At 74.4% G+C, this 22911-nt stretch carries 19 protein-coding genes; 14 read left to right on the forward strand and 5 right to left on the reverse strand.

Features of this window, described 5'->3' with window-relative positions; all coding sequences use genetic code 11:
• Positions 1-139: 139 nt before the first annotated feature.
• The 8 genes from Sfr03f_RS21600 to Sfr03f_RS21635 all read left to right on the forward strand — a co-directional run bounded on the left by Sfr03f_RS21600 (position 140) and on the right by Sfr03f_RS21635 (position 9189).
• The gene (locus Sfr03f_RS21600; protein ID WP_108955645.1) at positions 140-1168 is read left to right on the forward strand and encodes a PHP domain-containing protein; all 1029 of its coding nucleotides are present in this window, start codon (positions 140-142) and stop codon (positions 1166-1168) included.
• Between the two features lie 71 nt (positions 1169-1239).
• Positions 1240-1896, forward strand: coding sequence for an HAD family hydrolase (locus Sfr03f_RS21605; protein WP_108955646.1), 657 nt, complete (start codon positions 1240-1242; stop codon positions 1894-1896).
• Between the two features lie 124 nt (positions 1897-2020).
• Positions 2021-3244: an FUSC family protein gene (locus Sfr03f_RS21610; RefSeq protein ID WP_108955647.1), complete on the forward strand. Its 1224-nt coding sequence runs from the start codon at positions 2021-2023 to the stop codon at positions 3242-3244.
• A 102-nt stretch (positions 3245-3346) separates the two neighbouring features.
• Complete coding sequence (locus tag Sfr03f_RS21615; protein WP_245967690.1) at positions 3347-4372, forward strand: NAD-dependent epimerase/dehydratase family protein; 1026 nt, start codon at positions 3347-3349, stop codon at positions 4370-4372.
• A 176-nt stretch (positions 4373-4548) separates the two neighbouring features.
• Entirely contained in the window at positions 4549-5004 is a 456-nt protein-coding gene (locus Sfr03f_RS21620; RefSeq protein WP_108955648.1) for a hypothetical protein, read from the forward strand.
• 153 nt (positions 5005-5157) lie between these two features.
• A complete protein-coding gene (locus Sfr03f_RS21625) occupies positions 5158-6405 on the forward strand; it encodes an FUSC family protein (RefSeq protein WP_108955649.1) in 1248 nt (415 codons plus the stop codon).
• A gap of 55 nt (positions 6406-6460) precedes the next feature.
• Entirely contained in the window at positions 6461-7585 is a 1125-nt protein-coding gene (locus tag Sfr03f_RS21630; RefSeq protein WP_108955650.1) for a hypothetical protein, read from the forward strand.
• A 119-nt stretch (positions 7586-7704) separates the two neighbouring features.
• Positions 7705-9189 carry a cytochrome P450 gene (locus tag Sfr03f_RS21635; protein WP_108955651.1) on the forward strand — a complete coding sequence of 495 codons (1485 nt, stop codon included), beginning with the start codon at positions 7705-7707 and terminating at the stop codon, positions 9187-9189.
• A 51-nt stretch (positions 9190-9240) separates the two neighbouring features.
• On the opposite strand, the gene Sfr03f_RS21640 is transcribed toward Sfr03f_RS21635, so the two are convergent.
• Positions 9241-10545 (reverse strand): alpha/beta fold hydrolase, encoded by a 1305-nt coding sequence (locus Sfr03f_RS21640; protein ID WP_108955652.1) that lies wholly within the window; start codon positions 10543-10545, stop codon positions 9241-9243.
• Positions 10546-10706: 161 nt separating this feature from the next.
• Here Sfr03f_RS21640 and Sfr03f_RS21645 point away from each other — a divergent pair, with 161 nt between their 5' ends.
• A complete protein-coding gene (locus tag Sfr03f_RS21645) occupies positions 10707-11753 on the forward strand; it encodes a questin oxidase family protein (protein ID WP_108955653.1) in 1047 nt (348 codons plus the stop codon).
• Positions 11754-11832: 79 nt separating this feature from the next.
• On the opposite strand, the gene Sfr03f_RS21650 is transcribed toward Sfr03f_RS21645, so the two are convergent.
• Positions 11833-12123: a hypothetical protein gene (locus Sfr03f_RS21650; RefSeq protein ID WP_108955654.1), complete on the reverse strand. Its 291-nt coding sequence runs from the start codon at positions 12121-12123 to the stop codon at positions 11833-11835.
• A gap of 38 nt (positions 12124-12161) precedes the next feature.
• The gene (locus tag Sfr03f_RS21655; RefSeq protein WP_108955981.1) at positions 12162-12863 is read right to left on the reverse strand and encodes a TNT domain-containing protein; all 702 of its coding nucleotides are present in this window, start codon (positions 12861-12863) and stop codon (positions 12162-12164) included.
• A gap of 309 nt (positions 12864-13172) precedes the next feature.
• Here Sfr03f_RS21655 and Sfr03f_RS21660 point away from each other — a divergent pair, with 309 nt between their 5' ends.
• The 4 genes from Sfr03f_RS21660 to Sfr03f_RS21675 all read left to right on the forward strand — a co-directional run bounded on the left by Sfr03f_RS21660 (position 13173) and on the right by Sfr03f_RS21675 (position 18024).
• Positions 13173-14066 (forward strand): endonuclease/exonuclease/phosphatase family protein, encoded by an 894-nt coding sequence (locus Sfr03f_RS21660; RefSeq protein WP_108955655.1) that lies wholly within the window; start codon positions 13173-13175, stop codon positions 14064-14066.
• 175 nt (positions 14067-14241) lie between these two features.
• On the forward strand, positions 14242-16374 hold the full coding sequence (locus tag Sfr03f_RS21665; RefSeq protein ID WP_108955656.1) for a carbon starvation CstA family protein: 2133 nt from the start codon (positions 14242-14244) through the stop codon (positions 16372-16374).
• A complete protein-coding gene (locus tag Sfr03f_RS21670; RefSeq protein WP_174721627.1) occupies positions 16374-16583 on the forward strand; it encodes a CstA-like transporter-associated (seleno)protein in 210 nt (69 codons plus the stop codon). Before Sfr03f_RS21665 ends, Sfr03f_RS21670 begins: the two co-directional genes overlap by 1 nt.
• 367 nt (positions 16584-16950) lie before the next feature.
• Complete coding sequence (locus Sfr03f_RS21675) at positions 16951-18024, forward strand: glycoside hydrolase family 11 protein (protein WP_108955657.1); 1074 nt, start codon at positions 16951-16953, stop codon at positions 18022-18024.
• 108 nt (positions 18025-18132) lie between these two features.
• Here the strand turns inward: Sfr03f_RS21675 and Sfr03f_RS21680 are convergent, their stop codons facing one another.
• The gene (locus Sfr03f_RS21680; protein ID WP_108955658.1) at positions 18133-18789 is read right to left on the reverse strand and encodes a hypothetical protein; all 657 of its coding nucleotides are present in this window, start codon (positions 18787-18789) and stop codon (positions 18133-18135) included.
• 144 nt (positions 18790-18933) lie between these two features.
• Positions 18934-20154 (reverse strand): cytochrome P450, encoded by a 1221-nt coding sequence (locus Sfr03f_RS21685; protein WP_108955659.1) that lies wholly within the window; start codon positions 20152-20154, stop codon positions 18934-18936.
• 277 nt (positions 20155-20431) lie between these two features.
• Between Sfr03f_RS21685 and Sfr03f_RS21690 the strand changes: the two genes are divergently transcribed.
• Positions 20432-22864 carry a DUF8508 domain-containing protein gene (locus tag Sfr03f_RS21690; RefSeq protein WP_372514406.1) on the forward strand — a complete coding sequence of 811 codons (2433 nt, stop codon included), beginning with the start codon at positions 20432-20434 and terminating at the stop codon, positions 22862-22864.
• The last annotated feature ends 47 nt before the right edge of the window (positions 22865-22911 follow it).

The raw sequence follows: 22911 nt of genomic DNA on the forward strand, positions 1-22911 counted from the left end.
ACGTCCCGGCCCTCGGGGCGTCCCGGTTCCCGGGGCGTCGCAGTACCCGGGCGCCCGCGGGGCAAACCGGGCGCGGACCGGCGCCCGCCGCCGAGCGGCCCGCCGGCCGGAGGGCGTCGTCGTACGAAGGGAGGCGCGGATGGATCCCGTCGTCGCGCTGGAGCGGATCGCCTACCTGCTGGAGCGGTCGCAGGAACCGGCCTACCGGGTGCGCGCCTTCCGGACCGCGGCCCGGGTGCTGGCCGGGCTGGGCAGCGACGAGGTGCGGGAGCGGGCCGCGAACGGCTCGCTGGAGTCCCTCAAGGGGGTGGGGCCGAAGACCGCGCAGGCCGCCCGGGAGGCCCTGGCGGGGGAGGTTCCCGGGTACCTGGCGAAGCTCGAGGAGGCGGGCGGCGGACCGCTCACCGAGGGGGGTGAGCACCTGCGGTCGCTGCTGCGGGGGGACTGCCACCTGCACTCCGACTGGTCCGACGGCGGCAGCCCGATCGAGGAGATGGGCCGTGCGGCGGCGGCGCTGGGCCACGAGTGGGCGGTGCTGACCGACCACTCGCCGCGCCTGACCGTCGCCCGGGGGCTCTCCCCGCAGCGGCTGCGGGAGCAGCTGGAGGTGGTGGCGCGGCTCAACGACACCTGGGCGCCGTTCCGGCTGCTGACCGGGATCGAGTGCGACATCCTCGACGACGGCTCGCTGGACCAGGAGCCGGAGCTGCTGGAGCGGCTGGACGTGGTGGTGGTCTCGGTCCACTCCAAGCTGCGCATGGACCGGCGCTCGATGACCCGGCGGATGGTGGCCGCGGTCCGCGACCCGCACGCCGACGTGCTGGGGCACTGCACGGGACGGCTGGTCACGGGCCGGGGCAGGCCCGAGTCGGAGTTCGACGCCGACGAGGTGTTCGCGGCCTGCGCCGCCTCGGGGACGGCGGTGGAGATCAACAGCCGTCCGGAGCGGCTGGACCCGCCGCGGCGGCTGCTGCGGCAGGCCGTGGAGGCCGGGGTGCTGTTCTCCGTCGACACCGACGCCCACGCACCGGGCCAGCTGGAGTGGCAGGTCCACGGCTGCGCCCGCGCCGAGGAGTGCGGTGTGCCGCCCGAACGGGTGGTGACCACCTGGCCGCTGGAGCGGCTGCTCGCCTGGAGCCGGGAGGGAGTCGTGCCGTCGGGCGTCTGAACGCGGGCCGTCGGTGGTACCCGTGAGCCGTCGCCGGAAGCCGGCGGCCGGGAACGAGAGGCGGGACGGGTATGGAACGGGCCGTGGTGTTCGACGTCGACGGAACCCTGGTGGACACCAACCACCTGCACGCGGTGGCCTGGTGGGAGGCGTTCCGCCAGGCGGGGCACCGGGTGCCGATGCACCACGTCCACCGGGCGGTGGGGCTGCCGGGCATGGACCTGATCGCCCGGGTGCTGGGCGAGGACCGCGACGAGGAGCAGGACGACGCCCTCAGTGCGGCGCACAAGACCCTGTACGGCCAGTACTTCGACCGGCTCGACCCCCTGCCGGGCGCGAGCGAGCTGCTGCGGCGGCTGCACGCGGAGGGCCGCCGGGTGGTGCTGGCGACCTCGGCGGGCGGCCCGGAGCTGGCGGCCCTGCGCCGGGCCCTGGACGCGGACGAGGCGATCACCGCGACGGCCAGCGCCGACGACGTCGAGCAGGGCAAGCCGGCCCCCGAGCCGGTGGAGCACGCGCTGGAGCTGGCCGGGGTGCCGGCCGAGCGGGCCGTCTTCGTCGGGGACACGGTCTGGGACATGAAGGCGGCGAGCCGGGCGGGCGTCACTCCGGTGGCGGTGCTGTGCGGGGGCATCCCGCGCGCCGACCTCGAGGAGGCGGGGGCCCGGGCGGTCTACGCCGACCCGGCGCACCTGCTGGAGACGCTGCGGGAGGGCCCGCTGGCCTGAGCGCCGGGCCGGCCGGCCCGGGCGCGGAGCCCGCCGGTCCGGGCGCGGAGCCTGCCGGCCCGGCCGGTGGGACCGCCGGACCGGGCGTGCGGTTACCGCGGGCGCTCCCGGCAACCCGTGCCGGATGAACCGTGCGACGGAGGCGATCGGCCGGGAGCTCCGGGCCGTCGGCGTGACGGCCCGGAACGCGGTGCGCGGTCCGGGGCGCGAACGCGACCTGCTGGTCCAGTCCCTCAAGGCGTCCGGCGCGGCGCTGCTGGCGTGGGCGGTGGCCCGGCTGTGGCTGCACGACCCGATGGCGCTGATGGCCCCGTGGGCGGCGCTGGTGCTGGTGCAGGCCACCGTGTACGGATCGCTGCTGCGCGCGGCGCAGCAGTGCGCCGCGATCTGTGTGGGGACGCTGCTGGCCACCGGGGCGCAGGCGGTCACCGGTGACGAACTGACGGCCATGGCGGTGTGCCTGCCGCCGCTGATGCTGCTCTCGCACTGGTCCCGCTTCGGCGACCAGGGCGGGTACGCGGCGACCACGGCCGTCTTCACCCTGGCCACCGGGGCGGTCGGCCCGGAGGCCGCGGGCCACCGGGTGGGGCAGGCGGTGCTGGGGGCGGTCGTCGGGGTGGCGGTGAACGCGCTGGTGCTGCCGCCCGTCCACCTGCGCGACGTGCGGGACAACCTGGCCGGACTGGCCCGGGAGGCGGGGGCGGCGCTGCGGCAGGTGGCGCGGGAGCTGCCGGAGGCGGAGTGGGACGACGCGGCGGCCTCGCGCTGGGCGCGTCTGCCGGACCGGCTGGAGCGGCGGCTGGAGGGATTGCGTTCCGCGCGGGGCTGGTCGGACGAGAGTCTGCGGCTGACCGCCAACCGCCTGCGGCGGCTGCGGCGGATCTCGATGGAGGCGCCGCGGGCGGAGGAGGACGAGCGCTGGGCGCGGGTGACGGGCCAGGTGGTCGCGCTCACCCGGGCGCTGTCGGTGGCGGCCGACGCGGGACGCTCGCCGGTTCCGCCGGACACCGCCGCGCTGGAGCTGTACGCGCGGATGCTGGACGTGCTGGGCCGGGCGTGCGAGGCGGAGAGCCGCCGGCTGGCCGCGGGCCCCTCCGGCGCGAGCCGGAGCGACCTGCTGGAGCGGGAGGCAGGTGAGGCCGGTGACGGCCGCGAGGACGGCGACGACGGCGAGGACGGGCCCGGGGAGTCCGCGGAGGAGCGGCTCAACGACCTGCACACGCGGCTGCGGCGCAGCCTGCGCGACCACGCCGCCCAGGATCCCTCGCAGGCGGCGGTGCTGGGCGCGCTGCTGCTGCACGCCGAGAACATCTGGGCGGACACCTCGCTGGGCGCCCGACGGGAGTGAGCGCGCGTCGCGGCCACCGGCCGCTGACCGCCCGGGTGCGCGCGTGAGCGGCGCGCCCGCACGGGTACCCGGGACGCCGGTACCGGACGTGAGGAGCGTGCTGTGAGCGGCAGGATCGTGGTGACCGGGGCCACCGGCAACGTGGGCACGAGCGTGGTGCGGGTGCTCGCCGAGGACCCCGCGGTGTCCTCCGTGACGGGCATCGCCCGGCGGCTGCCCGGGTGGCGGCCGGAGGGGACCGACTGGAAGTCGCTGGACCTGGCCCGGGAAGGGTCCGCGTCCGGCCTGGTGGAGGCCTTCCGGGGCGCGGACGCGGTGGTGCACCTGGCGTGGGCGTTCCAGCCCACGCACGATCCGGTGGTGACCTGGCGCACCAACGTGCTGGGCAGCCTGCGGGTGTTCGAGGCGGTGGCCGAGGCCGGGGTCCCGGCGCTGGTGCACGCCTCCTCGGTGGGGGCGTACTCCCCGGGGCCCAAGGACCGCGAGGTGGACGAGTCCTGGCCCACGCACGGCTGGCCGGACGCCGCCTACACGCGGGAGAAGGCCTATCTGGAACGGGCGCTGGACGCCTTCGAGCGGCAGCATCCGCAGGTACGGGTGGTGCGGATGCGGCCGGCGTTCCTGTTCAAGCGGCAGGCCTCCAGCGAGCAGCGGCGCATCTTCGGCGGCAAGTACCTGCCCGGAGGGGTCGCCAGGCCGGGCCTGCTTCCGGTGCTGCCGGACGTCCCGGGGCTGCGGGTGCAGGCGCTGCACACCGACGACGCGGCCGAGGCGTACCGGATCGCGGCCCTCTCCCCCGACGCCCGGGGCGCGTTCAACCTGGCGGCGGGGCCGCCGGTGGACGCCCAGGTGCTCGGGCGGATGTTCGGGGCCAGGCCGGTGCGGGTGCCTGCGGGCGCGGTGCGGGCGGCGGTGGCCGCGGCGTGGCGGATGCGGCTGCTGCCGGCCTCGCCCCACCTGTTCGACGCGGTGCTGCGGGTCCCGATGATGGACACCCGGCGGGCCCGGGACGTGCTGGGGTGGCGGCCCACGCGGGACGCCGAGTCGGTGATCGAGGAGTTCCTGCAGGGCATGCGCGAGGGCGCGGGCCAGGACACGGCGCCGCTCCACGGACAGTCGGTGGGCTGACGGACCGTCGGCGGGCCGGCGGGCCACCGGAGCGGCCCGCCGGGCCGGTCACGGCGTTTGGCGGCGGAGGGCGGAGGTACCCGCAGGTCCGGCCCCGGTTCGACCGTCCGACCGGTGGCGACGACGGCTTCGACGGCCGGCGGCACTTCGACGGCCAGGAGAAAGGGAGTGGGCACGTGAGCGACGCGACAGCCGCGGGAGGCGTCCAGCCGGTCCCCCGCGACATGCCGGACCAGCAGGCCGGTCCCGAGCGGGCCCGTGAGCGCGACGGCGGCCGCGCGCCGGAGGCGGGCCCCGGCGCCGCGGCCTCCCCGGACCGCGATCCGGCGACCGCGTCCACGGACGACGGGGCCGAACGGGAGGAGCCGGGGAGCCGGGAGGACCCCGAGCGGCCCGCGGCTGCCGGCAAGCCGGTGCCACGTGACCTGCAGGACCAGCAGGCGACCGACGAGGGCGGCGACCGCTGGGACGCCGCCCCCGGCCCCGCGGCCACCGGCTCCGGCGAGCGGACCGGCGACGCGGACGAGGAGGAGCTGCCCGACACCGACGAGGCGGGCACCGGCCGGCAGGGCGCGCCGAAGGGCGGCAGTCCCAACCCGGAGCACCCGGTGCCCGAGGAACCCGCCGGCTGACCCGCGCCCGCGGCCGGAGGACGGGAGCGGCGCCCCACGCGGCCCGTGTCGTGGAGACGATCCACGGCACGGGCCGCGACCATGGACCGCACAGGGGCCCCACCTGGCGGAACCGACGTGTTGGGTGTCCCCCGGAGCGGGAAGGCGCAGGTCATGCGGGACGTTCAGGGTGTGAAGGCAGCGTTGGTCACGAGGTACCGGAGGTGGAAGAGGGATCCGGACGTCGTCCACACCCTGCGGGCGACGGCGGCCGCGACGATCTCCTACGTGATCGCCCTCCACCTCAGTCCGGAGGCGGTGCCGCTCACCGCTCCGCTGACGGCGCTGCTGGTCGTGCAGGTGACCCTCTACTCGACGATCACCACGGGCATCGAGCGCGTGAACGCGGTGGTCGCGGGCGTGCTGATCGCCATCGTCTTCACCCGGGTGGTCGGGCTCACCTGGTGGAGTCTGGCGCTGATCATCCTGGCGTCGCTGGTCATCGGGCGGCTGGCGCGCACCGGGGACTTCCTGCCCGAGGTGGCGATCAGCGCGATGCTGGTGCTGGGCGTCACGACGGTGGGCGACACCGCGTGGGCGCGCATCGTCGAGACGCTGATCGGCGCGATCGTCGGACTCTCCTTCAACTTCCTGTTCGCTCCCCCGGTCTGGGTGGACGTGGCCGCCGAGTCGCTGACCGACCTGTCCCGGCGGATGCGGCAGCTGATGCTGCGGATGGGCGAGGAGGCCTCCGGTCACACGCCGGTGCCCAACGCCACCGCCCGGCTCCACGAGGCGCGCGCCCTGGACCACCACATCGCGGGTGTCGACGCGGCGCTGCGGCAGGCGGAGGACAGTCTGCGGCTCAACCCCAGGGTCCGGGAGGGGCTGCTGCACCGGGTCGTGCTGCGGACCGGTCTGGACACCCTGGAGATCTGCACGGTGGTGCTGCGGGTCATCGCGCGCAGCTTCACCGACCTGGCGAAGCGGCGCGACCCGGACCCGCTGTTCGACCCGCAGGCGGGTCCGGTCGTCGAGGAGCTGCTGGCCGAGGTCGGCGACGCGGTGGTGAGCTTCGGTGTCATGGTGATCTCCGACGTCAGCACCAACGCCGAGGAGGCGGAGGAGCGCCTGGCCGCGGAGCTGACGCAGGCGACGGCCACCCGGGACCGGCTGGCCGACATCCTGCTCGAGCGGGTGCAGGAGGACCCCAAGGACTGGCAGCTGGTGGGGGCATTCCTCACCGAGATCACCCGGATCCTCGACGAGCTGGACACCGACCACCGCTCCCGTCGTCTCCTGGAGGAGCTGGACCGCAACACGCGGCAGCAGCGCGAGCGCAGGCGCCGGCTGGAGCAGTGGCGCCGCCGGCTGCGGCTGCCGAAGATCCGCAAACCCCGGCGGAACCGGGCACGGTCCTGAGAGCGTGCTTCCCGGCGGGGCCCGGCCGACGGGTTCCGGACAGAGGGAGCGTGCGATGGTCGGAGCGGGCGGTGCGCGGATCGACGGGGACAGCCTGGCGTTGCCGGGCGGGGTGCGGGTGCGGTTCATCCGGACCCTGCGACTGCCGGAGACGGGCACCCATGCGCTGCCGCCGGGTCTGGGGTCCTTCCCGCTGCGCCGGGTCGAGGACTTCCCCGACACGGCGCCGGCGGAGTGGCTGGCCCGTGGCGGCGTGATGCTGCCGGTGTACCTGCGGGAGGCGATGTGGCTGCACTTCGGCGGCACCTCGCGTCCGGCGGCCCTGCAGGTCGGCGTGGGCAAGGTGTGCGCGGTGTCCGGGAAGCCGTGGAGCCGGCGGCTGTCGGCGGACCCGCAGAACTATCTCCCGCTGCCCGAACAGCCCTGGCTGGACGGCATCAACTCCGGACGGGGGACGGTGCGTCAGTTCGTCGCCGTGCCGCTGGGGATGGGCGCCACCGTCGAGGGCCAGGTGACGGGTGAGGAGACCTGGGGCGGGATCCAGCTGCAGGCCTTCGGCCTGACGGAGCGGAAGCTGGCCGAGTGGAACCGCCTGAACGCGCCGGTGTGGCCCGCCACTCCCCCGCCGGGGCCCGTTCCGCCGCCCCCGCCGTTCACCGGCATGCCCATGCCTCCGGCCCCTGGTGCGGTGGCGTACGGCGCGCCGCCGGCCCCCGGCACGGCTCCGGGCGCGGCGCCCGGCGCGGTGCCTCCCCCGGCTCCCGCCGGTGCCGCGCCGCAGCGGTCCGCGCCCCGGGCCGCCGCGATGGGGCTGGGCGCGGGCGGCTCCATGCGCCAGCAGGTGCACCAGGACCGGCGCCCGCTCTCCGACTGGTCCACCGAGCCCTCCGGCCGTGTCTTCGTGCACCTGGTGACGCCGCCGGAGTGGCGCCGCATCACCGGTGAGGCCGCGCCGCCCTCCCCCGTCGACCGTGCCGCCTACACCAGGGCGGGGCTGCCCTGGTTCGAGCACTACGACGAGAGCGCGGTGGACCTGGACCCCTCGGAGACCCTCGCGGGGGTCAGGCCGGTCGGCGACTGGCTCGGCGACGACCACTCCCCGTGGGCCGAGCCGAAGCCGCAGCAGGTGGTCCAGCTCGGCGACGGGCCGGGAAGGCCGGTGGCCGACGGGGACTGGTGACGGGCCGTCCCCGAAGGCACGATGGTCGCCGGGCAGCCCTCACGCGGTACGGCGGCGCGTCAGCGCGGCGGTGCACGAGGGGGCGGCCGGGTGACGTGGCGGTTCGATCGGGAGGGTCCATGGAGAGCAGCAGTCCGGTCCGGGCGGTGACGCCGGTGCCGAGCGTCCGGGAGGCGTGGCCGCGGCTCGACCTGATCCCGCACCCGCCGCGCCGCGTCCCGCTGGCGGGGGACGTCCTGGGTACCGACCGCACCCGGCCGGTGCAGGACACCGTGCGCCGGGGACAGGCCCTGGGGCCGATCTTCCGCAGGAAGGTGTTCTCCTTCGAGATCGTCCTGGTCGGGGGCGCCGACCTGGCCGGCGAGCTGTCGGACGAGTCCCGGTTCGCCAAGCACGTCGCCCCGGGCATCGCGGCGTTGCGCCCCCTCGCCAGGGACGGGCTGTTCACGGCGCACAACCACGAGCCGAACTGGCAGCTGGCCCACGACGTGCTGGCGCCGGGTTTCAGCCGTGAGGCGATGGCGGGCTACCACGGGGCCATGCTGGACGTGGCGGGCCGGCTGACCGACCGCTGGGACGCGGAGCTCGCGGCCGGACGTCCGGTGGACGTGCCTGGCGACATGACCAAGCTGACCCTGGAGACGATCGCCAGGACCGGTTTCGGCCATGACTTCGGCTCCTTCGAACGGGACCGGCCGCACCCCTTCGTCGACGCGATGGTGGGCTACCTGAGCTACGCCCAGCGGCGCGTGGCCCTGCCCGCCCCGCTGGCCGGCCTGTTCGGCGGCCGGGCCGCCGACCGGCGCGGCGAGCGGGACATGGCGCTGCTGAACGACACGGTGGACGAGGTGGTCCGGTCCCGGGTCGCCGACGGACGGCCGGGCGACGGCGACCTGCTGGACCGGATGCTGGAGACCGCCCATCCCCGGACCGGGGAGCGGCTGTCCCTGGACAACGTGCGCCGCCAGGTGATCACCTTCCTGGTCGCGGGGCACGAGACGACCTCGGGCGCGCTGTCGTTCGCGCTGCACTACCTGTCGCAGCACCCGCAGATCGCGGCCCGGGCGCGCGAGGAGGTGGACCGGGTGTGGGGCGACGTCGTCTCTCCGGGGTACGAGCAGGTGGCGAGACTGCGGTACGTGCGGCGGGTGCTGGACGAGTCGCTGCGGCTGTGGCCGACCGCCCCGGCCTTCGCCCGGGCCGCGGTGCAGGACACGGTGCTCGGCGGCACGCATCCGATGCGGCGCGGCGCCTGGGCGCTGGTGGTGCTTCCGCTGCTGCACCGGGACGCCGCGGTGTGGGGGCCCGAGCCGGAGCGGTTCGACCCGGACCGGTTCGAGGCCTCGGCGGTGCGGGCCCGTCCGCCGCACGTCTTCAAGCCGTTCGGCACCGGCGCGCGGGCCTGCATCGGCCGCCAGTTCGCGCTGCACGAGGCGACGCTGGTGCTCGGGCTGCTGCTGCGCCGCTACGAGCTGCTGCCGGAGCCCGGCTACCGGCTGAGCGTCTCGGAGCGGCTCACCCTGATGCCGGAGAACCTGCGCCTTCGTCTGGAGCGGCGGGCGCCCCGGCCGGCGGCCGAGGAGGCGGTGACGGCCGGGCGCTGAGGCGCAGGGCGCCGTGGCCCCGGGCCGTGCCGGGGCCGCGGCGACGCGGCGTCAGGTCTCGTCACGCACCAGGGCGAGCAGCCGGTCCAGGACGCGCGGACCGCCGGCCCGGACGCCGTCGTGCTCGAACTCGTCGGTGACGTAGGTGCGCAGGCCCCGGATCGCCCGGGCGGTCTCCAGCGAGTGGGCGGTGTCGACGTACAGGTCGTCGTGGTAGACGGCGGCCGCCACGGGGACCTCGTTCGCGGCGAGCCTCGCCGGGTCGTAGAGCGGGGTCCAGTCGGTGCGGGCGGCGAGGAGCTGCGCCGTCTCCTTGAGCGGCCGCAGCGCCGGGTCGCAGTCGAACAGCCACGGGTGGACGGTCTCACCGGTGAGGAGCACCGCCTCGCCCCCGGCGAGCGCCTTGGCGGCGTCGAAGCGGGGGAACTCGGCGCGCACCCGTTCGGCGGCCCAGGCGGTGGGCTGCGCGTCCTGGGCGTAGATGGCCTCGTGGAGCACGGCGTACAGCGGGTGGCTCGCGTAGGAGAGCGTCTGCTGCACCTGCTCGAGGAAGGCGTCGGAGAGCTCGAGCCCGCGTGCCGTGGGCAGGACGAAGGCGTCCTCCAGCAGGAAGTGCAGGCGGTGGCTGCCGTCGCCCGAGCCGAGCAGGATGCCCAGCGACTGGAACGACTCCGCGGTGAGCCGGTGCCCGTTCGGCAGGACGACGTCCTCGCGCAGCAGGTGCTCGGCGATCCGGCGGACCCTCTCGACGTCCTGCGGGTAGCGGGCGTAGTGGGCGGCCACCTTGCGCTCCATGCGCGGGTAGGCGGCCCGGTAGACGTCGTCGGCGCGCGCGGTCAGCGAGGGCAGACCGCCGGTGATCAGGGCTGCGGCCAGGCCCTCGGGGGCCATCGAGAGGTAGGTGACGGTGCAGAAGCCGCCGAAGCTCTGGCCGAGGACGGTCCACGGCGCGCCGCCGGTGAGCAGCGGGCGGATCGCCTCGCAGTCGCGGACGATCGAGTCGGCGCGGAAGTGCGTGAGGTGGTCGGCCTGTTCGGCGGGTCCGCCGCGCAGCGGCAGCGTCTGGCGGTTGGCCGGCGTGGAGGCGCCGGTGCCCCGCTGGTCGAGGAGGAGCACCCGGAACTCCCGCAGGGCACGCTCCAGCCAGGCCTGGCGGCCCACGAAGCGGCCGGCGGGCATGCCGGGACCGCCCTGCAGGTACACCAGCCAGGGCAGGTCCTGGTCCGCCTTGTCGCTCGCCACCACCTCGCGCGCGTACAGCTCGATCGTCTCGCCGTCGGGTTCGGCGTGGTCGAGCGGCACGGTGAAGCGGTGGTCGGTGAGGACGACGCCGGGCTGGCGGTAGCGGAGGGTCAAGGGGTCTCCCGGGGCGGTCGGGCGGGCATGTCGTCCCAGTTCAGCACAGTCCCGGGGACGGAGTGCGACCGGGACCCGGGGCCTAGGTCCCGTGCCGGTGTCGCAGGCCGCGGCCCTCTCGTAGCGTGACGGCACCAGGCGAACCCAGGGAGCTGACCAGGATGAGCGGCACGGACACCGGAGTACTGGACGAGGCGCTGGAGAGGCTGCACCGGGCGGGGCCCGAGCGCCGCGGGTGGCTGTCCAACCACGCTCCGATGGCGGTGGAGGCGCTGGTGCGGCACGGCCACGGGCACGGCGTGCACCGCTGGTTGGAGCGTTACGCGCTGAGCAAGCTGGAGGACATGCCGCTCTCGACGGACCCGGTGACGGAGCCCCGGTGGCGCGAGGCGCTGGGCGATCCGCGCCGGCTCGGGGACTGGACGGTGTACTTCGTCCGGGCCGTGGCCGAGGAGGGCTGGCGGGCGGTGCTGGTGCGCTGGTGGCCGCGGCTGCTGCCGGGCATCGCGGCGGGGGCCACCCATCCGGTGATCCGGGTGGGCCACGCGGTGCGGGCGCTGCTCGAGGACGGCGACAACGCGGCGAGGACGACGGAGCTGGCGCACGGCCTGGCCTACTGGGCGGGCCGGCACCAGCCGCTGGCCGGCGTGGCCGGGCCGTCCGGCGCCGCGGGCCCGGCCGAGGCGCTGGCGGCAGTGCCGCCGGTGGGGGTCCAGGAGGGCGGCATCCGGGAGCGCCTGGACCGGCTGGGGTCGACGGCGGGCTGGAGCGAGGCCACGGCGGCGCTGCGCGCCCCGGCCTCACCGGAGCAGGCGCGGGACCTGCTGCGCGACCTCGTGACGGCGGCGACCGACCGGTTCGCCGCCCACGCGCACGGCGACCCGGTGATGCTGGTGCACACGGCGACGGCCCCCAACGCCGTGCTGCGCACCCTTCCCGCGCTGCCGCGCGAGCTGTGGGCGCCGAGTCTGGAGGCGGCCTGGGCGGCGTCCGCGGCCGTGACCGCCGCCTACGCGACGCCGGCGCGCGGGGTGCCGGAGGTCTCGGGAACGGCCGGGGAGCTCTTCGCGCGCGCGGCCGAGCACGGCGACGAGCACGTCATCAAGCTGGCGGACACGGCGCTGGACGTGGTCGCCATGACCGGGACGGGCGAGTCCTTGACCTCCGTGGAGCAGGCTCTCCGGCTGATCGACCCGAACGACGCCTGAGGGCGGTTCCCGGGGACGGCGTTCGGGCGCGGCCTCCCGGCGGGGCGGCGCGCGGGGCCTGTGGGGGGCCGGTGCCGGCTCAGCCCCGTGGGCCGGGTCCCGGCCGGCCGCCCGGCGCGCCCGGCGCGGCCCGGGTGAGCAGTCGCAGCAGGTGGGCGCAGGCCTCGCCCTCGTCCCGTCGGCGGGCGACCGGCTCCCACACCCCGCGCTCGTAGGCGCCGGTCTCCCAGGCATCCGGGTCGTCCGGGGCCCGGCGCAGGTAGAGGAAGTCGACGGGCAGGGGCGTCGGTTCGTGCACGCCCTCGATGCGGTAGTACCCGCCCGGCACTCCCGCGGCGCGCAACGCGGCGTGCAGTTCGGCGCGGTCCACGACGACGAGCGTAGTGCCGGGCAGGTGGCGGGGGCGGTCTAGCGCGCGGTGTCCCGCGCGGGCGCGAGATAGCCGTGGTCGAGCAGCCACCCGACGTTCAGCCGCTCGTCCGGGCCGGGCATGAGCAGCGCGGGGTCGAGCTTGATCTGCTGTCCTCCGCCCGGCTGCTCGAACCAGGGCATGGCCCGGCCCTGCCAGACGTCGAACTCCCGGGTGACGGTGTAGCGGTGGTAGTCGCAGGGGTAGGCGGCGTCCCGGGTGTTCAGGTTCTGCGGGGGCAGCGCGCGCCTGGCGTACGGGGCGCCCGCGGGGGCCAGGTAGGAGCCGTACTCCGACCCGAACCGGTCGAGTTCCGCGCCCGGTTCGAGGGTCTCGACGTGCTTGTCCACCTCACCGTTCACCTCGGCGAACCCGTCGTTCGGCGGGTACTTCCAGCCGCCGGCGCCGCCCGGGCCGTCCTCCTTCCAGTAGGTGGCCAGGAAGTCGCGGGCGGAGAGTCCGCCGGTGCGGTGGTAGCCGCGCAGGAGGGGGCCCACAGGGGGTTCGGCGGAGTCGGGAAGGTTCTCGGGGCCGAGCCTGGCGTCGCCCCGGAACTCTCCGGTGCACGGGGCGGGGCGGGCGGCGGCCGCGTCCGCCGTCGCGGTGGGCGCGCTGACCGCGGTGGCGGCCAGGGCGAGGGCCAGCGCGGACAGTGCCGCGCGCGGTCGCTTGGTCGGTTCGTCTTGACGCACGGTCACCATCGTCACGGCACGCGACCGTCCTGCCGGGGCGACACCACAGGGGTCACCCGCCCGGGTGACCCGCTCCCCCTGGCGTGCGGACGGCGCCGGGCGCGGAGCGGCGAGCCACCCGCCGCGGGCGCCCGGGGGCGTCGAGACGGGGTCGGCGCCGCCGGAGCCGCCGGGACGCAGTCGCCCTCCCCCGGCGGCGAGGGGCAGGGCGACACCGGCGGCGCCCGCGGGCGCGGCACCGTTCCGCCGGGTCCTGGGCGCCGGTACCGTACTGCGCGCAAGTGCCAAGATCCCCACCAGACTTGAGGGGGCTGCGTGATGCGGCGTCGTCGTACGGCACAACTTCTTCTCACCGCGGGACTGCTGGGCGCGCTCGTGTTCCCGGGCGCCGCTCCGGCGGGCGCGCACGCGGATCCGCCGGCCGCGGCGGCGACCGTGCCGCTGCGGGTGGTCTCGTACAACATCCACGCGGGCGCGGGGACGGACAACGTCTTCGACCTGGACCGGCAGGCCGAGGCACTGCGCTCCCTGGACGCGGACGTGATCGGGCTGCAGGAGGTGGACGTCCACTGGGGCGCCAGGAGCGGGTGGCGCGACCTGGCCACCGAGCTGGGCGGGAGACTGGGCATGGAGGTGTACTTCGCCCCGATATACAGCCTCGACCCGCTCTCCGCGGACGCCCCGCGCCGCGAGTACGGGGTGGCCGTGCTCTCCCGGTATCCGATCCTGTCGGCCGAGAACCACGACATCACCCGGCTCTCCACCCAGGAGGCGAACCCGGTGCCCGCGCCCGCCCCCGGCTTCCCCGAGGTGAGGATCCGGGTCAGGGGCGTCCCGGTGCACGTCTACACCACGCACCTCGACTACCGGGCGGACCCCTCGGTGCGGGCCGCCCAGGTCGCCGACACGCTGCGGATCCTGGACGAGGACTGCGACGGGCGCGGCCGCTGTCCGCGCCAGATCCTCACCGGCGACTTCAACGCCGTCCACGCCGCTCCCGAGCTGGCGCCCCTCTGGGAGCGCCTGACCGACGCCTCCACCGAGGCCGGGGCGGACGCGCCGACCTACCCGGCGCTGAACCCGAGGACCCGCATCGACCACGTCGCGGTGTCCCCGGGCACGGTCGTGGTCAAGGGGGTCACGGTGCCCGAGACCCTCGCCTCGGACCACCGGCCGGTGGTCGCGGACCTGGCCCTCCGCCGCGGGCGCTGACCACGGTCCCACCGCACCCTCCACCCGGGGGTGGCCGGACATCGCTCACGCGACCGGCCACCCCCCTTTGTTCCGCCGAGATAGGTGACATATACAACATGCCTGATGAGAGCTGGGTTACCGCCATTAGCATCAGTGAATCGCCAGGAAACCCCCGAACGAAAGGCACGTCGACGTGTCCCGCACCAGTCCCCGCAGCATCGCCGTATGGCTGCTGGTGGCAGCCATCGGCGCCGCCGGTTGGGCAGCCATCGCACTCGCTCGCGGTGAGAAGATCTCGGCCGTCTGGATCGTCGCCGCGGCGGTCGGCTCCTACCTGATCGCCCAGCGGTTCTACGCCCGGTTCATCGCCCGCAGGGTGCTGCGCGTCGACGACACCCGCGCCACCCCGGCGGAGCGGCACAACGACGGCGTGGACTACCACCCCACCGACAAGCGCGTGCTCTTCGGCCACCACTTCGCGGCGATCGCGGGCGCCGGCCCGCTGGTCGGCCCGGTCCTGGCGGCGCAGATGGGCTACCTGCCCGGCACCGTCTGGATCATCGTGGGCGTGATCTTCGCGGGCGCGGTGCAGGACATGGTCGTGCTCTTCTTCTCCACCCGCCGCAACGGCAAGTCGCTCGGTCAGATGGCACGGGACGAGATCGGGCGGATCGGCGGCATCGCCGCGCTGATCGCCGTCTTCGCGATCATGATCATCATCCTGGCCGTGCTGGCCCTGGTGGTCGTGCAGGCCCTCGCCCACTCCGCGTGGGGCACCTTCTCCATCGGCATGACCATCCCGATCGCCCTCTTCATGGGCGGCTACCTGCGCTTCCTGCGTCCGGGCCGGGTCACCGAGGTCAGTCTGATCGGCGTCGTGCTGCTGCTGGCGGCCATCATGGGCGGCCGCTGGGTCTCCGAGTCCTCCTTCGCGGACGCCTTCGTCCTGAGCCCGAAGACCCTGGTGATCTGTCTGGTGGTCTACGGCTTCGTGGCCGCCGTGCTGCCGGTCTGGATGCTGCTCGCCCCGCGTGACTACCTGTCCACGTTCATGAAGATCGGCACGATCGTGCTGCTGGCCGTGGGCGTGCTGGTGGCCAACCCGGACATCACCGTCCCGGCCGTCTCCGAGTTCGCGGGCAGCGGCACCGGTCCGGTCTTCGCCGGCTCGCTGTTCCCGTTCGCCTTCATCACCATCGCCTGTGGCGCCCTGTCCGGGTTCCACTCCCTGATCTCGGCCGGCACCACGCCGAAGATGATCCAGAAGGAGAGCCAGATCGCCGGCATCGGTTACGGCTCGATGCTCATGGAGTCCTTCGTCGCGATCATGGCGCTGGTCTGCGCCTGCGTCCTGGACCCTGGCCTGTACTACGCGATGAACGCCCCGGCCGGCGTGCTGGGCGACACCGTGCAGTCGGCCTCCCAGGCGGTGGCGGGCTTCGGCTTCACCATCTCGCCCGAGACGCTGCAGCACGCGGCCGACCAGGTCGGCGAGGAAAGCCTGATCGCCCGCACCGGCGGCGCCCCCACGCTGGCCGTCGGCATGTCGATGATCCTCGCCAAGGCGTTCGGCTCCACCGGGATGATGTCGTTCTGGTACCACTTCGCCCTCATGTTCGAGGCGCTCTTCATCCTGACCGCGGTGGACGCCGCCACCCGGGTGGGCCGCTTCATGCTGCAGGACACCATCGGCAACGTCGTCCCGCGCTTCCGCGACAAGGACTGGAAGCCGGCCATCTGGCTCTGCTCCGCGCTCGTGGTGCTCTGCTGGGGCTACTTCCTGTGGGTCGGCGTCAGTGACCCGCTGGGCGGGATCAACCAGCTCTACCCGCTGTTCGGCATCGCCAACCAGCTGCTGGCCTCGATCGCGCTGACCATCTCCACCACGCTGCTGATCAAGTCCGGCCGGGTGAAGTGGGCGTGGATCACGGCCCTGCCGCTCGCCTGGGCGCTGGCCGTGACCATGACCGCGAGCTACCAGAAGCTCTTCTCCGACAACCCCAAGATCGGCTTCTGGGCCCAGCGCTCCACCTACGCCGACGCCCTGCGGTCCGGTGAGGTGCTCGCCCCGGCGAAGAGCCTGGCGGAGATGGAGACGGTGATCACCAACTCGACGGTGACCGGCACCCTGATGGCGGTCTTCGCCGGCCTGACCCTGGTGGTCTTCTCCTCCTGCCTGTGCGTCTCGGTCGCCCACCTGCGCGGGACGAGCAGGCTGCCGCTCCAGGAGGACCCGTACGTCAGGTCCGAGATGGAGGTCCCTTCCTTCTCGCTGCGCAAGCCGCAGACGGACGAGAAGGAACTGGTCGGCGCCGGGGCCGAGTAATGACCCGCGCCCTGACCCGGCTGAGGGAGGCCGGCGCCCGCGCCTGGTGGTACGTGCGCGAACTGAACGGCGAGCACGCGTACGACCGGTACGTGGCCCACGCCCGATCCCACGACCCCCACGTGAGGGTGCTGTCCCGGCGGGAGTTCGAGAACCGGCGGATCGACCGGCGCGACGCCGACCCCCGCGAGGGCGGCGGCTGCTGCTGACCCACCCCCTCCGACGGCCAGAGGCCCGCCGCACCGATGGTGCGGCGGGCCTCTGGCTGTGCGCCCTCCGAAAGCTCGCCGAAAGTTTCGGCTCGCAGGGTCGGCCATCCCTAGACGCGCGCCTCACCCGGGAGGCGCCGACCCGTCCTCCTTACCCGCGCGTAACAGCAACCGCAGGGTCACGCGGTGTTTCGAAAACGTTGCGCAACTATTGACAACTCCCGCGCCCAGGAAGACTGTTGTGACGCTCTCCGGTCGGGCGTGACATGCGCAGGACCGGCTCTTCCGGCTCGTCGATGAACGCCGAGGTGCGTTCGGCGTGTCTCCCGGTCACCGACGGTGCCACCCCCTGAGGAGGAACACTCGTATGAGCGAGACCCCCCACGACTCCGACGCACGTCCCGTCAGCCGCCGGAAGCTGGTCCTCGGCGGTGCCGGGGCAGTGGTCGCGGCTGCCGGTTCGGGACTGTTACTCCCCGGCACCGCACGTGCCGACCAGGTCCTGACCAGCAACTCCACCGGCACCTACAACGGGTACTACTACTCCTTCTGGACCGACAGCCCGGGCTCCGTCACCATGACCCTGGGTGCCGCCGGGCAGTACAGCAGCCGGTGGAGCAACACCAACAACTGGGTGGGCGGCCTCGGCTGGAGTAACGGCAGCCGCCGGTCCGTCACCTACTCCGGCGACTTCAACCCCGGCAGCAACGGCTACCTGGCCCTGTACGGGTGGACCGCCAACCCGCTGGTCGAGTACTACATCGTGGAGAACTTCGGCCCCTACAACCCGGGTTCGGCCGGCACCAGGCGCGGGACCGTCACCGACGGCGGCGGCACGTACGACATCTACGAGTCGACCCGTACCAACCAGCCCTCCGTGGAAGGCACCGCCACCTTCCAGCAGTACTGGAGCATCCGGCAGAGCAAGCGGAGCAGCGGCACCATCAACACCGGTGTCCACTTCGACGCCTGGCAGCGGGCCGGGATGCCGATGGGCGAGTTCAAGTACTACATGATCATGGCCACCGAGGGCTACCAGAGCACCGGCAGCTCCAACGTCTCCCTGACCGGCGGGACCCCCACCACTCCCCCGCCGGGCGGCGGCACCAGCACGCCCACCACGCCTCCGCCGGGTGGCACCGGCGCCTGCAGCGCCGCGTACCGCACCTCCAGTTCGTGGCAGGGCGGCTTCAACGGCGAGGTGACCATCACCGCGGGCAGCGGCGGTGTCACCAACTGGAAGGTGCCGCTGACGCTGGCGAGCAACCAGAGCATCGTCTCGCTCTGGAACGGCACCATGTCCCGGAGCGGGAACGTGGTCACGGTGACCCCGGCCGGCCACAACCGCACCCTGGCCGCGGGCCAGTCCACGTCGTTCGGCTTCACCGCCAGCGGCCCGAGCAGCCCCTCCCCCACGGTCGGCGGCTGCACCGCCGGCTGACCCGGGCCGCTCCTCCTCCCCCCACGCGACGGCGCGGCGCCCACGGGCACCGCGCCGTTGCGGGTGGAGCGGCCACGCCCCGGCCGGGGAGCGCCACGGACACCGAAGTCAGCCGCCGGCCGAACCGACCGAGGCCGAACCCCCGGAGGTCCAGCCGGAGTTGGTCTGCGGCCGGGACCGCTTGCTGCGCTCGGTGCGCAGCTCCACCTCGACCCCGGCCGGGCCGAGCAGGGCCTCCAGCGCGTCGGCGAGCCGCTGCGGGTCACCGCCGAACGGGAGCGGGGCGATCCGCTCCTCGTCGTCCCGCAGGACGAGTTCCAGCGCGAGCGTGGAGACGGCCGGCTTGGGGTCCCCCTCGTACGGCTCCACCACCTCGTGCGTCAGCCGCACCGCGCGCAGGGTGCCGACGGGCAGCCGGTCGTCCGGCCCGGCGGCCCGGACCAACCGCAGGGACGCGGGCTCCCCGGCCGGTGCGAACTCCACCCGCAGGACGCTCCGGGCCTCGGCGAAGGCCAGCACCGGCCAGCCGAGCAGGTACTCCAGCCCGGCGATCGCCCCCACCACCACGAACACGGTCGACGCCCGCGCCCCGGCCAGCGCCATCCAGACGGCGACGAGCAGGGTCGGTACGCCCAGGGCGAGCGGAGTGAGCAGCGCCGGCCCCGCCGAGGTCAGCGCGATCCGAACCGGCCCGGCGGGCGAGCCGCCGCGCAGGACCAGATCCGTCGAGTCGGGGCCTTGTTCCAGTAAGGGATCGGTGGCCATGCCTTCAGGGTAGGACCGGTCCGCAAGAGCGCCTCGCCCCGTCCGGCCGACAGCGCCGTGCCGGAGCGGAGCGCACGGACGGCAGGCGGACCACCGCAGGTCCGTGACCGGCGGCACGCGGTCACGCCCGCCCGCGGGCGAGGGTCAGCCGGCGATCTCCACGGGGAACTCGCGGAGTTCGTAGCTCCCCAGCGCTCGCTGGAAGCGGACGCGGGGGGCGGCGCGCATCCGCAGGCCCGGTTCGGCGAAGAGGCGGGTGAGGAAGACGTCGGTCTCCAGGATCGCGATGTCCGCGCCGGGACACCGGTGCGGGCCGTCGCCGAAGGAGAGGACGGGGGGCGCGTCCGCGCCGCGGGCGGCCTGTCCGGCGCGGGCGGGGCGGAGCCGCTCCGGGTCGGGGCCCACCGCGCGCGCGTCGAGGTTGGCCGTCTCGACGTCGATCTCGACCACGGCTCCGGCGGGGATCCGCGTGGCCTCGTCACCGACCGTCAGTTCCGCGGTGGTGCGGCGGCGCAGGAGGGAGATGACCGGCTCCAGGCGCAGGATCTCCCGGAGCGTCGCGAGGCGCTCCGGCTCCTCGGCGGCGCGGTAGGCGGCCAGCAGGTCCTCGTCGGTGAAGAGGTGCCAGGCGGCGAGGGAGACGAACTCACGGGTGGTGACCATGCCGGCGGCGGCGAAGGTGATGCACTCGCCGAGTATCTCGCCCGTCGAGCAGCCCTCGTCGAGCAGGTGGGAGATCAGGTCGTCGCGCCGCCCCGCCCGCCGGGCCCGGACCGCGGGACGCACGTCCGCCCGGAGGATGCGCAGCCAGTTGCGGTTCTGGCGGGCGATGGTGCGCAGCCCCCTGAGGCTGGTGAAGCCGGGCGTGTCGAACTCCCCGTCGGGGAAGAACGCCTCCAGCCGCCGGTCGAGGCCGGGGCGGGACTCGGTGAGGCCGATGACCTCGGCGGCCACCGCGATCGCGAGCCGGAAGGCGAGCTGGGTGAGGTCGGCCTCGCCGGCCGTGCGCAGCCGGGTCAACTGGGCCTCGGCGACGCGCTCCATGACGGGGCGGTAGTGCTCGGCGACCCGGCGGGGCGTGAAGAAGCGTGCCGTCTGCCGGCGGTCCTCGCGGTGCTCGGGCCCGTCGCGGTACAGGACGGGGCGGCGGTAGACGGAGGGCAGCTTCTCCACCGTCTCCACGCCGAGTCCGGCCTGCACGGTGTCGTGGGAGCGCAGGACCGTCCGCGCCTCCGCGACCCCGGTCACCCGCCAGACGCCGTCCGGATCCTGCCGGACGGGGCAACCGCCCCGCGCCGCGCGGGCGTCGCCGTCCGCCGGGCGCGCGATCTTCCGTTCTCCGGCCGCCGGTCCCTTGCCGCGCATCCGCGCCACCTCCCCCGCCCGGGCCCTCCGGGAGCCGTACGGTACGACACGGCCCGCGGCCCCGAACAGGGTGCGGGCCCGGGGGCTTCGGGGTCGCGACCCCCGGCGCTCCCGCTCGTGTGTTCCCGCTACAGTTCATCCCGCGATTCCAGGAAATTCACGCGCTCCCTCTTGGCAGCACGATTTCTACGCGCGTAACTTGAGTCGACTGTCCCGTTGTGTCATTTCGGCCCGTTCCGCGGCTCTCGCGGCGGGTTCCTTCCGAGGAGTGCAAATCGTGCCCAAGTCCGGTGACAAGAGAGCGCGCTGGCGCCATGCCGCACAGGCCATCACGGCGACGGGGGCGGCCGGCGCCTTCGTGCTGACCCCGCTGCCGCAGGCCTTCGCCGCGCCCTCCGGCGGTGCGGTGATCGCCGAGGCGTACGGCGGCGGCGGCAACTCCGGGGCCACCCTCACCCGTGACTTCATCGAGCTGGGCAACGCCGGTGGCACGGCCGTCGACCTGTCCGGCTACAGCGTGCAGTACCTGCCGGGCTCCCCCTCGGCGACGTCCCGCTGGAGCGTCACCCGGATCACCGGCTCCATAGCCGCGGGCGGCCGTTACCTGATCGCCGAGGCCCAGGGCACCGGCGGCACCACGGCACTGCCCACCCCCGACGCCTCCGGCTCGATCGCGATGAGCGGCACCAGCGGCACGGTCGCCCTGGTGGCCGGCACCGACGAGCTGAACTGCCGGACGGCCGCGGACTGCGCGACGGACGAGCGGATCGTCGACCTGGTCGGCTTCGGCACGGCCGCCGTGCGCGAGACCAGCCCGGTCCCCGGCGCCTCGAACACCGCCTCGGTGGCCCGCGCGGCCTCGCTCGCCGACACCGACGACAACTCCGCCGACCTCACCGCCGGCACGCCCACCCCGGTCAACACCAAGGGCGAGACCCCCGGCACCGGCGGCGGTGGCGGCGAGGAGCCCGGCGACCCGGGCACCCCCGGCGCGGTCCGCGTCCACGACATCCAGGGCACCACCCGCCGCTCCCCGCTGACCGGCGAGAGCGTCACCAACGTCCCCGGCATCGTCATCGGCGTGCGCGCCGGCGGCTCCAGGGGCTTCTGGATCCAGGACACCCAGGCCGACGCCGACCCGCGCACCAGCGAGGCCCTCTTCGTCCACACCGGCTCCGCCGTCCCCACCGTGAAGATCGGCGACAGCGTCCTGGTCAGCGGCAAGGTCGCCGAGTACGCGCCGAGCAGCACCACCCAGTCGATCACCCAGATCTCCGGCCCGAAGACCTCGGTGCTCTCCTCCGGCAACGCCGTCCCCGCACCGGTCGTGCTGGGCCCGGCGAACCTGCCCGACGACTACACCCCGGAGGCGGGCGGCGGCTCCATCGAGGCCCTGCCGCTCCAGCCGGCCCTCTACGCCCTGGACTTCCTCGAGGCCACCGAGGGCATGCGCGTACAGGTCGGCGACGCCCGGGTGGTCGGCGCGACCACCGAGTACGACGAGGTGTACGTCACCGCCAAGCCCGAGGAGAACCCCTCGGTCCGCGGCGGCACCGTGTACCTGGGCTACGACGGCCAGAACTCGGGCCGCGTCAAGATCGAGTCGCTCGGCCCCGAGATCCCCGAGGCGAACGTCGGCGACACGCTGTCCGGCGCCACCACCGGCCCGCTGGACTACGACTCCTACGGCGGCTACACGCTGATGGCCACCGAGCTGGGCTCGCACGTGTCGGGCGGCCTGGAGCGCGAGGTGACGCGTCCGCAGCGCGACAAGGAGCTGGCGATCGCCACGTACAACGTGGAGAACCTGGACGCCCTTGACCCGCAGGAGAAGTTCGACCGCCTGGCCGAGGGCGTGGCGGTCAACCTCGCCGCTCCGGACGTCGTCGCGCTGGAGGAGATCCAGGACGACAACGGCGCCACCGACGACGGCACCGTCTCCTCCGAGCAGACCCTGACCCGTTTCACCGACGCGATCGTCGCGGCCGGCGGCCCCCGCTACAGCTGGCGCTACGTCGCCCCGGAGAACAAGGCGGACGGCGGCGAGCCGGGCGGCAACATCCGCCAGGTCTTCCTCTACAACGAGGAGCGCCTGAAGTTCACCGACCGCGCCGCCGCGGACGCGAGCGCCGCGACCGAGGTCGTCGCCACCCACAAGGGCGCGCGTCTGAGCGTCTCCCCCGGCCGCATCGACCCGGCGAGCGACGCCTGGAAGAACAGCCGCAAGCCGCTGGTGGGCGAGTTCACGTTCCACGGCGAGCAGGTCTTCGTGATCGCCAACCACTTCGCCTCCAAGGGCGGCGACGCCCCGATGCACGGCAAGTTCCAGGAGCCCTCGCGCTCCTCGGAGGAGCAGCGCCACAAGCAGGCGGAGGAGGTCCGCGAGTTCGTCTCGGAGCTGCTGGCGGCCGACCCGAAGGCGAAGGTGGTCGTCCTCGGCGACATCAACGACTTCCAGTTCTCGAAGACCACCGAGATCATGACGGGCGGCGGTTCCCTGCTGACCCCGCTGGTCAACACGCTGCCGGTCGAGGAGCGTTACACCTACGTCTTCGAGGGCAATTCGCAGACGCTGGACCAGACGCTGGTCAGCCCGTCGGTGGTCGCCTACGACTACGACATCGTGCACCTGAACGCGGAGTTCGCCGACCAGGCGAGCGACCACGACCCGCAGGTCGTGCGCATCGACGTCAAGAAGGGCCGCAAGTAGCGGTCCCCGCTCCACCCGCCGCGGCCCGTCCGGAACACTCCGGGCGG

It is taken from the genome of Streptomyces fragilis (genome assembly GCF_003112515.1).
In the GTDB taxonomy this organism is placed as follows: domain Bacteria; phylum Actinomycetota; class Actinomycetes; order Streptomycetales; family Streptomycetaceae; genus Streptomyces; species Streptomyces fragilis.